The organism is Pseudomonas sp. 1L-C-7-B-C1 (assembly GCF_057291635.1).
The window spans coordinates 150,485-161,124 of sequence record NZ_JBXAWH010000016.1; the positions used below are offsets into that span (position 1 = coordinate 150,485).

The 10,640-nt window shown below is 61.0% G+C and carries 13 protein-coding genes; 10 read left to right on the plus strand and 3 right to left on the minus strand.

From position 1 onward, the window contains the following. The first annotated feature begins 1 nt into the window (after position 1). The 4 genes from AC0Z8Z_RS22980 (at position 2) to AC0Z8Z_RS22995 (ending at position 2,606) form a co-directional block, all read left to right on the plus strand. A complete protein-coding gene (locus tag AC0Z8Z_RS22980; RefSeq protein ID WP_172612659.1) occupies positions 2-607 on the plus strand; it encodes an arylesterase in 606 nt (201 codons plus the stop codon). 120 nt (positions 608-727) lie between these two features. After that, on the plus strand, positions 728-1,186 hold the full coding sequence (locus AC0Z8Z_RS22985) for a thiol-disulfide oxidoreductase DCC family protein (RefSeq protein ID WP_485620636.1): 459 nt from the start codon (positions 728-730) through the stop codon (positions 1,184-1,186). A 71-nt stretch (positions 1,187-1,257) separates the two neighbouring features. Further along, positions 1,258-1,554 carry a hypothetical protein gene (locus tag AC0Z8Z_RS22990; RefSeq protein WP_065988524.1) on the plus strand — a complete coding sequence of 99 codons (297 nt, stop codon included), beginning with the start codon at positions 1,258-1,260 and terminating at the stop codon, positions 1,552-1,554. 83 nt (positions 1,555-1,637) lie between these two features. Next, positions 1,638-2,606, plus strand: coding sequence for a L,D-transpeptidase family protein (locus AC0Z8Z_RS22995; RefSeq protein ID WP_122534554.1), 969 nt, complete (start codon positions 1,638-1,640; stop codon positions 2,604-2,606). 177 nt (positions 2,607-2,783) lie between these two features. Here the strand turns inward: AC0Z8Z_RS22995 and oprI are convergent, their stop codons facing one another. Beyond that, entirely contained in the window at positions 2,784-3,035 is a 252-nt protein-coding gene (gene oprI, locus AC0Z8Z_RS23000) for an outer membrane lipoprotei OprI (protein ID WP_003199355.1), read from the minus strand. A 631-nt stretch (positions 3,036-3,666) separates the two neighbouring features. On the opposite strand from oprI, the gene AC0Z8Z_RS23005 reads away from it, so the two are divergent. Next, the gene (locus AC0Z8Z_RS23005) at positions 3,667-3,948 is read left to right on the plus strand and encodes a GNAT family N-acetyltransferase (RefSeq protein ID WP_172612654.1); all 282 of its coding nucleotides are present in this window, start codon (positions 3,667-3,669) and stop codon (positions 3,946-3,948) included. A gap of 65 nt (positions 3,949-4,013) precedes the next feature. On the opposite strand, the gene AC0Z8Z_RS23010 is transcribed toward AC0Z8Z_RS23005, so the two are convergent. Beyond that, complete coding sequence (locus AC0Z8Z_RS23010) at positions 4,014-5,090, minus strand: 3-deoxy-7-phosphoheptulonate synthase (RefSeq protein WP_172612653.1); 1,077 nt, start codon at positions 5,088-5,090, stop codon at positions 4,014-4,016. 212 nt (positions 5,091-5,302) lie between these two features. Between AC0Z8Z_RS23010 and AC0Z8Z_RS23015 the strand changes: the two genes are divergently transcribed. From AC0Z8Z_RS23015 to cysB, 5 genes are all read left to right on the plus strand, one after another. Further along, the gene (locus AC0Z8Z_RS23015) at positions 5,303-5,638 is read left to right on the plus strand and encodes a YbbN family protein (RefSeq protein WP_485620637.1); all 336 of its coding nucleotides are present in this window, start codon (positions 5,303-5,305) and stop codon (positions 5,636-5,638) included. Positions 5,639-5,650: 12 nt separating this feature from the next. Then, positions 5,651-6,619, plus strand: coding sequence for a putative 2-dehydropantoate 2-reductase (locus AC0Z8Z_RS23020; protein ID WP_485620638.1), 969 nt, complete (start codon positions 5,651-5,653; stop codon positions 6,617-6,619). A 46-nt stretch (positions 6,620-6,665) separates the two neighbouring features. Continuing rightward, positions 6,666-7,586 carry a 5'-nucleotidase gene (locus AC0Z8Z_RS23025; protein WP_485620639.1) on the plus strand — a complete coding sequence of 307 codons (921 nt, stop codon included), beginning with the start codon at positions 6,666-6,668 and terminating at the stop codon, positions 7,584-7,586. Positions 7,587-7,680: 94 nt separating this feature from the next. After that, positions 7,681-8,175 (plus strand): universal stress protein, encoded by a 495-nt coding sequence (locus tag AC0Z8Z_RS23030; protein WP_272634907.1) that lies wholly within the window; start codon positions 7,681-7,683, stop codon positions 8,173-8,175. A 152-nt stretch (positions 8,176-8,327) separates the two neighbouring features. Beyond that, on the plus strand, positions 8,328-9,302 hold the full coding sequence (cysB, locus tag AC0Z8Z_RS23035; protein WP_122534560.1) for an HTH-type transcriptional regulator CysB: 975 nt from the start codon (positions 8,328-8,330) through the stop codon (positions 9,300-9,302). Between the two features lie 123 nt (positions 9,303-9,425). On the opposite strand, the gene AC0Z8Z_RS23040 is transcribed toward cysB, so the two are convergent. Next, on the minus strand, positions 9,426-10,160 hold the full coding sequence (locus AC0Z8Z_RS23040) for a phosphoadenylyl-sulfate reductase (protein ID WP_485620640.1): 735 nt from the start codon (positions 10,158-10,160) through the stop codon (positions 9,426-9,428). Positions 10,161-10,640 lie beyond the last annotated feature (480 nt).

Here is a 10,640-nt window from a genome sequence, read left to right on the forward strand (position 1 = left end):
GATGCGTGCGTGGTTTTTAAGTGCTGGCCTGGGTTTGCTGCTGTTGTCACAAGGCGCGATGGCAGGCACGGTATTGATCGTTGGCGATAGTATCAGCGCGGCTTTCGGCCTGGATACCCGCGTCGGTTGGGTCAGTCTGCTGGAACAGCGCCTGGCGAAGGAAGGCTTCAAGGATAAAGTGGTCAATGCGTCGGTCAGCGGCGACACCAGTGCCGGGGGCCAGGCGCGGCTGCCGTCGCTGCTTGCCGAGCACAAACCGGATCTGGTGATCCTCGAACTGGGCGGTAATGACGGCCTGCGCGGGCAGCCGCCGGCGCAATTGCAACAAAACCTTACTGACATGGTTGAGCAGTCCAAAGCGGCCGGCGCCAAGGTGCTGTTGCTGGGCATGAAAATTCCGCCCAACTATGGTGAGCGTTACACCACAGCCTTTGCGGCGGTGTACCCGAAAGTCGCCGAAGCCACCGATGCCGCGCTGGTGCCGTTCATGCTGGAGGGTGTGGGCGGCAGGCCTGACATGACGCAGCAGGATGGCATTCACCCCAACGTCCAGGCTCAGCCCTACCTGCTGGATAATGTCTGGCCCGTCCTGAAACCGCTGCTTTAGTCGCCGCCGCTAACATCAGGCCAATACAGGCAGGGCGCCAGTCATCAGGCGCAAGGACCGCTCGTTGTCAGCGGCCGGGTTTGCGCCTATGGTGGATCAAACCTATACAGGACCAAGAAGATGTACAAGAAAGAGCAGTGGCCACTCACGCTGTACTTCGACGGTGACTGCCCGCTGTGTGCGCGGGAGATCAAGCTCCTGCGTTCCCACGCGTCGGCCCATTCGATGACTGACGCCACACAGGCGCGGCTTCAGCTCGTCGACATGAGCGAAGAGGGGTTTGATGCCCCGGCGCTCGGATTCACCCACGAGCAGATGCAGTCTGTGCTGCACGCCCGGTTCGGCGATGGCACCTGGGTGACCGGCCTGGATGCGACGCTATGGAGCTGGCGGGCTGCCGGCCTCGGCGCTTGGGCTGCGCCGCTGTCATGGCGGCCACTGAGGCCCTTGCTGAACCTCGGTTACCGCTTGTTCTGCCGCTGGCGTCCCCATCTGGCGTGGTTGCCTCATCCGGACGGCAGTCGTCGATGCCGCGACGACCGTTGCGCGATTTCCAGACCCTCAGACGAAAACCGCTGATTTAAAGGCTTGCAGGCCTTTTCCGGACGGGGGCTTTCGGCTAATGTGGCGCCCCCGCTCTGGAGCCCCCGATGCCGCGCCGTCCTGCCTGGTCCCTTTATGCCTATCAACTGATCGAGCCTGACGAACAGCTCGACCTGTTCGCGTGCCAGGAAATCCTTGTGCATCTGGTCGCTCGTCAGCTCGAGCTGGCAGGCTCCGCCGATCGCACCTTGTGCGGCACCTTGCTGCCCGCCCAGCCACGATGGTCGGAAGTCCAGCAGACGGTTTATCAGGATGAGCGGCTGTGCCCGCTGTGCCGGGCGATCATCGACGCGCAACGGCGCGGCTGGCACCCGATCTGGCCTGAACTGGAAGCCGGCGTTTAAGGCCGCGCGAACACTCCCGGACGCGCAGGGGTGCGTGTACAATCGCGCACAATCAAGCCTTCCGTTTACCAAGGATTCTCCGGATGTTGTCGCGCATTCCAGCTTTCGCCCGCTGTCTGTCGCTCGCTGCGCTGTGCGCGGCCGGCCCCGTCTCCGCCCTGGAGTTTCCGTTGCCGCCGCCGGGCGAGGACATCATCGGCCAAGTGCAGACCGTCACCGCCAGGTACGAAGACACCTTCGCCGACCTCGCTACGCGCTACGACCTGGGCTACCTGGAAATGATCGCCGCCAACCCGGGCGTTGATGCCTGGCTGCCGGGCGCAGGCACGCAAATAGTATTGCCGACGCGTTTCATCCTGCCGCCGGGTCCGCGCGAAGGCATCGTCATCAACCTCGCCGAGTACCGTTTGTACTACTACCCGAAAGGCCGGGACGTGGTGTACACCTTTCCGCTGGGTATCGGACGCGAGGGTTGGGGTTCGCCGGTTTCCACCACTAAAGTCACCGCCAAAACACCGAACCCGACCTGGACGCCGCCTGCATCGGTCAAGGCCGAGCATGCCGCCGACGGCGACATCCTGCCCAACGTGGTCCCGGCCGGGCCGGACAACCCGCTGGGCCCGTTCAAATTCGGCCTCGGCCTGCCGGGCTACCTGATCCATGGCTCGAACAAAAAGTTCGGCATCGGCATGCGCACCAGTCATGGCTGCTTCCGCATGTACAACAACAACGTGCTGGAAATGGCGGACATGGTCCCGGTGGGCACCACCGTGCGCATCATGAGCGAGCCCTACAAGTTCGGCGTCAGCGGCGGCAAGGTCTACCTCGAGGCGCACACGCCGCTGGACGAAAGCGGCAAGCCGTCGGTGGTCGACAAGCACACCGCCGTGATCAATGCCCTGCTCAAGCGTGAAGACCTGGCCAACAGCCTGCGCATCAATTGGGACGAAGTGCGGGACGTAGTGGCTGCCGAAGACGGCATGCCGGTCGAAATTGCCGTGCCGACCACGCCGGCGCCCGTGGTGGGCGGCGCGCCGATGACGCTGCAGTAACGCTGCGACGCCCAATCAGGCGGTGCTGATGCCCGCCCCGTCCTGCGTTGAATGCGCAGGCGGGCGGGTTTTTTATTGCCTGGGAAATGCCTCTGCCACAGAGGTCGCCGGCAAACGCCAGGCAATAAAAAAGCCGACCCGTTAACGGATCGGCTTATCAATAATCCCGAGGGATTATTACTTGCGGCTAGCCTTGTCCAACATACGCAGAGCGCGTTCGTTGGCTTCGTCAGCAGTTTGCTGAGCTTTTTGAGCTGCAGCCAGCGCTTCGTCAGCCTTGCGATAGGCTTCATCGGCACGGGCTTGCGAACGAGCGGCTGCGTCTTCAGTTGCGGTCAGACGAGCTTCTGTTTCTTTGGATGCGCTGCTGCAACCGGTAGCCAGAACTGCGGCCAGGGCCAGAGCAGAGAATTTCAGAACGTTGTTCATCGTGTTCCCCTTAAAGGACTTCTATCAAATTAGTCATCTCTCGAAAGTGAGAAAATGACCGGCGTACATCTTACTCATTGTTTGTAGTAAGTAAACGGAGCGCGCGCAAGATCTGCAGAAAATTCTTGGGTTTGAACGAGTTCCGTGCAACTCCTCACGCTTTTTCTTCGTCCAGAAAAAACCCCCGGCAGAGGCGTCTGTCAGGTGACTCCGGTCGAGGCGACTTCGCGGTACGGGCGACCTTTTTTGTATAGTCGATTACCGTGACAGGCGCATCTTTGAGGGCCGTTTAAATGACCTCAAGTGACGGGTGTCCGGGCGTTGCGTCTCAATGGACATTCATCGGCGACAACAGGTTCCATGGGTTACGCAGCAGATGTGCGGCAGCGCAATTAACAGTTGATTCACTTGAGCGCACTTGCCCAGAGCGCCTACTATTTGCCTGTGCTCAAATTGTTTGAGAACAGCGATGCTCTTCGCGGTGTCCAAACGGCACAGGGTGGCGCAGTCGGCACTATTGCAGCAGGCTCTATTGCAGAGGCAATAGTTCTCTTCCTGCCTGTAAAGGTTCCTTCGCCGGGAAAATGTCGATAAGGTAAGGGTCCAATTCCAAGACCCGCGAGGAGTAGTGATGAGCGAGGCGTTGTCCATCCACCATGACGAGACCGGTCACCAGTTCGAAGTCAGCATCGACGGCTACCGTGCCTATCTGACGTACATGGACCTGGGTAAACAGACCCTGGATATCTACCGTACGTTTGTACCCAACGAGTTACGCGGAAAGGGCATAGCGGCAGCATTGACCAAAGTGGCCCTGGATTATGCCGACCGCATCGGCTACACCGTGATTCCTTCGTGCTCCTATGTGGAGCGCTATATGGAGCGCAACCAGCGGCAGGCGGCGAAGATCTGAACCCACCGCGGTCCATACAGTAAAACGCCGAGCATGGGCTCGGCGTTGTCGTTTCTGCGGTCAGGTCAATTGCGTGTGCGCTTGGGCAGTACGTCCTTGAGCTTGGCGTGCATGCTGCGCAGGGTTTTTTCAGTGCTTTCCCAGTCGATGCAGGCATCGGTGATGGACACGCCGTACTGCAAGTCGGCGAGGTCTTTGGGAATGGCTTGGCAGCCCCAGTTCAGGTGACTCTCGACCATCAGACCGATGATCGACTGGTTGCCTTCGAGAATCTGGTTGGCAACGTTCTCCATCACCAGCGGCTGCAGCGCCGGGTCCTTGTTGGAGTTGGCGTGACTGCAATCAACCATAATGTTCGGCTTGATCTTTGCCTTGTTCAGCGCCTGTTCACACAGGGCAACGCTGACCGAGTCATAGTTGGGCTTGCCGTTGCCGCCGCGCAAGACCACGTGACCGTAGGCGTTGCCTTTGGTGGTGACGATGGACACGCCGCCTTCCTGATTGATACCCAGGAAGCGATGAGGGCTGGACACCGATTGCAGGGCATTGATCGCGACGGTCAGGCCGCCGTCGGTGCCATTCTTGAAACCGACTGCCGAGGACAGGCCCGAGGCCATCTCCCGGTGAGTCTGGGACTCAGTGGTGCGCGCGCCGATGGCCGACCAGCTGATCAGGTCTTGCAGGTACTGAGGTGAAATCGGGTCGAGCGCTTCGGTCGCGGTCGGCAGGCCTTTTTCGGCCAGGTCGCGCAGCAATTGACGGCCGATGTGCAGGCCATCCTGAATCTTGAAGGAGTCGTCCAGGTACGGATCGTTGATCAGGCCTTTCCAGCCGACAGTGGTGCGTGGCTTCTCGAAATAGACGCGCATGACCAGATACAAGGTGTCGGACACCTCGGCCGCCAGCGCTTTCAGGCGATCGGCGTATTCGTGGGCGGCCTTGAGGTCGTGGATCGAGCAGGGTCCGATCACGATGAACAGGCGGTGATCCTTGCCATCGAGGATGTTGCGGATGACTTCGCGGCCCTGGCTGACGGTGGCCTGGGCGGCGGCGGTCAGCGGGATTTCGCGTTTCAGCTGATCCGGGGTGATCAGTGTCTCGTTGGAGGCAACGTTGAGGTCGTCAATCGGTAAATCAGCCATCGTGTTACTCATCAGGTCACGGATGCTGGCCGCCAGCGTCCCCGTGCGGCGGAGCCGAGCATGATTGAGCGCAACGGGGGAGCCGAACCTTAGCGCGTTAGCCGGTGGTTCGACAATGGGTAAACGTGGCTTTCGTCCAACGGTTGCGGCATTGTCTGACTTGTCTGGGGTTGCGACAGGCATCACCCGAACATCATTCAGAGGAGAAGCGCGTGGATCAATTGCAACTGACGGACTTCGACCTCGATCAGCAACTTCTTGACCTCCCCGGCGTCTCACTGCTGATTTTCACCAGCCTGGGCTGCTCCAGTTGCCGCTGGGCCCGGCAGCATTTGCCCGAGCAATCCCTGCCGCTCGACCGGTTGTGCTGGATCGATGCCGAGGAAAACGGCGGCGCGGTGCAGCGCTATGGCGTGTTTCACCTGCCAGCGATGTTTGTGGTGCGCGAAGGTGCCTTCTTTGGGCCCCTGCGCACGCAGATGTCCGCCGAGGCCATCGTCTCCGGCCTGGCCCAGGCGCTGGCGACGCCGCCAGACGAATTACCCTGAAGCGGAGTTTCCATGAGCGAAAGCGCAGCGAGCGACAGCGCAACCACACCCCGGATCGGCATCATCGGCACCGGCGCGATCGGCGGCTTCTACGGCGTGATGCTGGCCCGGGCCGGCTTTGATGTGCATTTTCTGTTGCGTAGCGAGTTCGACGCCGTCGCCCGCAACGGCCTGTGCGTGGACAGTCAGGTACACGGCCCGTTAGTGCTGGAAAATGTCCAGGCTTACGCCTCCGCCGGGGACATGCCGCCCTGCGACTGGCTGCTGATCGGGGCCAAGACCACCGGCAACGGTGGCGTCGCGCCTGCCATCGTCCAGGCTGCGGCGCCGGACGCCAGGGTTCTGCTGCTGCAAAACGGGTTGGGTGTCGAGGAAGAGCTGCGCGCCGAGCTACCGGATTCCCTTCATCTATTGGGCGGCCTGTGTTTTGTTTGCGTGCATCGAACAGGGCCAGGCCGGATCACTCACCAGGCCTTTGGCGCCGTGAATATCGGCTACCACAGTGGGCCGGCCGATACGGCTACACGCGGGAAATGGGTCGAAGCGGGGGCGTCACTGTTTCATCAGGCCGGCATCGACTCTGTGGCGATGGACAATCTCGACAAGGCACGCTGGCAGAAACTGGTGTGGAACGTGCCCTACAACGGGCTTTCCGTGCTGCTTAACGCCAGCACCACGCCGCTGATGGCCGACCCCGACAGTCGCGCGCTGATCCAGGGCCTGATGGCGGAAGTGGTGCAGGGCGCCGAAGCTTGCGGGCATGTGCTGCCGGAGGGCTATGCCGAGCAACTGCTCAAGGTCACCGGCCATATGCCGGATTACCGGCCGAGCATGTACCACGACTTCACCGAAAAACGCCCGCTGGAACTCGATGCCATCTACGCCCGGCCCCTCGCGGCTGCGCTTGCCGCCAGCTGCGACATGCCCAAGGTGCGCGCCCTGTATCACGCGCTGGCGTTTATTGATCGCGGCAATCGTTGACGGCCATTGCCGTGCGCCTGCCCACCTCCCGCTTTAAGGAAGACTGATGAGCACTGAGCTGAATGTTAAAACCACGGGGAGCAAGCTGGTGCTGGCGATTTCCTCGCGGGCGCTGTTTGATTTGCGCGAAAGCCATGACGTTTACATGGCCAGCGGCGTCGCGGCCTATCGTCAGTATCAGATCGACCACGAGGATGAAATCCTCGAGCCCGGTGACGCGTTCCGCCTGGTGGAAAAACTACTGAGCCTGAATGCCAGCCTGAACCAGTCCCGGGTGGAAGTAGTGCTGGTCTCCCGCAACAGCGCCGACACCGGCTTGCGCGTGTTCAATTCGATTCAGCATTACGGCCTCGATATTTCCCGTGCGGCGTTCGTCGGCGGGCGCAGTCCGTTTCCGTATCTTGCGGCCTTTGGCAGTCACCTGTTTCTGTCGACCCATGCTGAAGACGTGCGCGCCGCGCTGGACGCGGGTTTTGCCGCTGCGACCATCCTCTCCGGCGGTGCCCGTCGCGCGGCCAGTGCCGAGCTGCGCATCGCTTTCGACGGCGACGCCGTGCTGTTTTCCGATGAGTCCGAGCGCGTGTATCAGTCCGGCGGGCTCGAAGCGTTTCAGGCCAACGAGCGCGAGGCGGCGCGACGGCCATTGCCCGGCGGTCCGTTCAAACCCTTCCTCGCGGCACTGAACGCCCTGCAGCGTGAATTCCCCGAAGAGTCCTGCCCGATTCGCACGGCGCTGGTGACTGCGCGATCGGCCCCGGCTCACGAGCGGGTGATCCGTACGTTGCGCGAGTGGGACATTCGTCTGGATGAGTCGCTGTTTCTCGGTGGCCTGGACAAATCGGCGTTTCTCGAAGCCTTCGCGGCGGACGTGTTCTTCGACGATCAGCCGGGCCACTGTGAGCGCGCGCGCGACGTCGTGGCGACCGGGCACGTGCCCCACGGCATCAGCAACGAGCTAAAACCCTGAGGCGTTAGACCGAAAAGCAGCAGTCGGCCGTCGGAATGCGCGACGCGCTGCTACGCTGATGAAGTCTTCACTTCAATGGCAGACCGGGGGTCCCATGATCCGCTCGATGCTCTACGCCACGGACCTTGGTGCTTATGCGCCCTACACGCTGCAACATGCGCTGATTTTGGCGCGTACCTTCGATGCCGAACTGCACGTCGTGCATGTGGTAGAGCCGATGGGCGTGTTCGCCGAGTCCGTGCTGCAGAGTTACCTCGCCGCCGACGTGCTCAAAGCGCTGCACAGCGAAGGCATTAACACGGTCATCGACGGCATCGAGGCGCGGGTGATGGCCAGTTTTCGCGAGGAGCTGGGCGAGGGGCATGAGGACCTGTCGCTGATCCGCAGCGTTCGGGTGGTCCAGGGCGACCCATCCAATGTGATACTTGATCAGGCGCGCCTGCTCGGCGTCGATTTGCTCGTGGTGGGCAGTCGCAGCCACGGCGGGGAGGGGGATACGCCGATTGGCCGAACGGCGGCGCGGGTGCTGCAACTGTCCGACGTGCCGGTGTACATGGTGCCGATGCTGCAAAGTCGTACACAAACGTGATCGTGTTCCGGGGAATGTGCCAAGGGCGTTAAAAGCTGCGTGCCATTACCGGATAAAAGTGATAAAAAGTTCTAGCTTTGCCTTCCTGACCAATAATCCAGTTATATACCGTCGCTGATGCCCGTGGCGTCTTCCGGCTTTGAGGGATACATATGAAGCTTCAACAATTGCGCTACATCTGGGAAGTGGCGCACCACGACCTCAACGTTTCAGCGACCGCGCAAAGCCTCTACACCTCGCAGCCCGGCATCAGCAAGCAGATCCGTCTGCTGGAAGACGAGCTGGGCGTCGAAGTCTTCGCCCGCAGCGGCAAGCACCTGACCCGCGTCACCCCGGCAGGCGAGCGCATTATCACCACCGCCGGCGAGATCCTGCGCAAAGTCGAGAGCATCAAGCAGATCGCTCAGGAATTCTCCAACGAGAAAAAGGGCACGCTGTCCATCGCCACCACCCACACCCAGGCGCGTTATGCGCTGCCGCCGGTGATCAGCAATTTCATCAAGCAGTACCCGGACGTTGCGCTGCACATGCATCAGGGCTCACCGATGCAGATCGCGGAAATGGCCGCCGACGGCACGGTCGATTTCGCCATCGCCACCGAAGCGCTGGAGCTGTTCGGCGATCTGGTGATGATGCCGTGCTACACCTGGAACCGCTGTGTGGTTGTACCCCAGGGCCATCCGCTGACCAAGGTGCCGAAGCTGACCCTCGAGATTCTCGCCGAATACCCGATCGTGACCTACGTGTTCGGCTTCACCGGCCGTTCCAAACTCGACGAAGCGTTCAGCCACCGCGGCCTGACGCCGAAAGTGGTGTTCACCGCCGCCGATGCGGACGTGATCAAAACCTACGTGAGATTGGGATTAGGCGTCGGCATCGTCGCGAAAATGGCCGTCGACCCGAAGCTGGACAGCGATCTCGTGGTGCTCGACGCCAGCGAATTGTTCGAAGCCAGCGTGACCAAGATCGGCTTCCGCCGCGGCACCTTCCTGCGCGGTTTCATGTGCGACTTTATCGAGAAATTCGCCCCGCACCTGACCCGCGACGTCATGGCCAAGGCCATTCAGTGCCACAACAAACAGGAACTGGAAGAGTTGTTTGCCGGGGTTGAACTGCCGGAGCATTGATAGGCTGCGCACGCAAAACCTGTAGGAGTGAGCTTGCTCGCGATGCGTCGGTTCAGACGCTGAGTGGCGCGTGCCAGACCGTCATCGCGAGCAAGCTCACTCCTACAACGTTGCGATCTGCTCTCAGGCCTTCGCGATCATATTCCCGGCGTGCAGCCCGCATTCTTTCTGCGTTGCTTCTTCCCACCACCAACGGCCTTCGCGTTCGTGCTGATTCGGCAGGACCGGACGCGTGCAGGGTTCGCAGCCGATGCTGATGAAGCCGCGCTCGTGGAGGGTGTTGAAGGGCAGTTCGAGCATGCGGATGTAGTTCCACACGTCGGCACTGCTCATCTGGGCCAGCGGGTTGAATTTGTACAGCGTGCGCTCCGGGGTTGAGAACGCGCTGTCGATTTCGACCACGGCGACGTTGTTACGCGTGCTCGGGCTCTGATCACGACGCTGGCCGGTCGCCCAGGCGCTCACGCCGGACAGCTTGCGGCGCAACGGCTCGATCTTGCGGATCCCGCAGCACTCGCCATGGCCGTCGCGGTAGAAGCTGAACAAGCCCTTTTCCTTGACCATAGGCTCCAGCTTCTCGCGGTCCGGGCTGACGATGTCGATGTCGATCTTGTACTGCTCGCGAACCTGATCGATGAAGCGATAGGTCTCCGGGTGCAGCCGGCCGGTGTCCAGGCTGAACACCTTGACGTTCTTGTTGATTTTCCAGGCCATGTCCACCAGCACCACGTCTTCCGCGCCGCTGAAGGAAATCCACAGGTCGTCGCCGAAGTGCTGGAAGGCGAATTTGAGAATGTCGGAAGGGGATTTGTTCGCGTAGGTGGCGGCGATGTCGTCGACGTCGAAAGGGTGGTTCATCTGGGCGGCTTCCTGATCAGGGCTGGCGCTTAGGCGCTCGTAATGGCGCAGATGGTAACAAAAACGTCGGGCCGTTTGGTTGAAAGCGGGGATTGCCCTGGGCTTGAAGCTGAGTGCCGAGCAGTGGGTGCAGGGGGTATGGGGCGGACACTGATATTCCGGCTGAATACATGAGGTGTGGGAGTGAGCTTGCTCACGAAGAGGTTGTTACATCCGCTGGATATTCGGCGGCAGGAATGCAGTCTTCGTGAGCAAGCTCACTCCCACAAGCCCCACGAACGGGCCGAAATCCTGAGGCGACCCACGACCCTGTGGGAGCGAGCTTGCTCGCGAATGCTTACTGTCATTTCCCGGAGAAAGTAGCTGCTGTCCTGGCGTCTTCGTGAGCAAGCTGAACTGGCCTAATGATTTTGGACATCTCAATCGGGCGCTAAGATGGCGCCCAAATCGGAGGTGTTATGGGCATGCGTACTTCTTACT

Bases quoted from the DNA above. Each gene is read 5' to 3' on its own strand.
- AC0Z8Z_RS22980 (WP_172612659.1), top strand. From the start codon at position 2: ATGCGTGCGTGGTTTTTAAGTGCTGGCCTGGGTTTGCTGCTGTTGTCA.
- AC0Z8Z_RS22985 (WP_485620636.1), top strand. From the start codon at position 728: ATGTACAAGAAAGAGCAGTGGCCACTCACGCTGTACTTCGACGGTGAC.
- AC0Z8Z_RS22990 (WP_065988524.1), top strand. From the start codon at position 1,258: ATGCCGCGCCGTCCTGCCTGGTCCCTTTATGCCTATCAACTGATCGAG.
- AC0Z8Z_RS22995 (WP_122534554.1), top strand. From the start codon at position 1,638: ATGTTGTCGCGCATTCCAGCTTTCGCCCGCTGTCTGTCGCTCGCTGCG.
- oprI (WP_003199355.1), bottom strand. From the start codon at position 3,035: ATGAACAACGTTCTGAAATTCTCTGCTCTGGCCCTGGCCGCAGTTCTG.
- AC0Z8Z_RS23005 (WP_172612654.1), top strand. From the start codon at position 3,667: ATGAGCGAGGCGTTGTCCATCCACCATGACGAGACCGGTCACCAGTTC.
- AC0Z8Z_RS23010 (WP_172612653.1), bottom strand. From the start codon at position 5,090: ATGGCTGATTTACCGATTGACGACCTCAACGTTGCCTCCAACGAGACA.
- AC0Z8Z_RS23020 (WP_485620638.1), top strand. From the start codon at position 5,651: ATGAGCGAAAGCGCAGCGAGCGACAGCGCAACCACACCCCGGATCGGC.
- AC0Z8Z_RS23025 (WP_485620639.1), top strand. From the start codon at position 6,666: ATGAGCACTGAGCTGAATGTTAAAACCACGGGGAGCAAGCTGGTGCTG.
- AC0Z8Z_RS23030 (WP_272634907.1), top strand. From the start codon at position 7,681: ATGATCCGCTCGATGCTCTACGCCACGGACCTTGGTGCTTATGCGCCC.
- cysB (WP_122534560.1), top strand. From the start codon at position 8,328: ATGAAGCTTCAACAATTGCGCTACATCTGGGAAGTGGCGCACCACGAC.
- AC0Z8Z_RS23040 (WP_485620640.1), bottom strand. From the start codon at position 10,160: ATGAACCACCCTTTCGACGTCGACGACATCGCCGCCACCTACGCGAAC.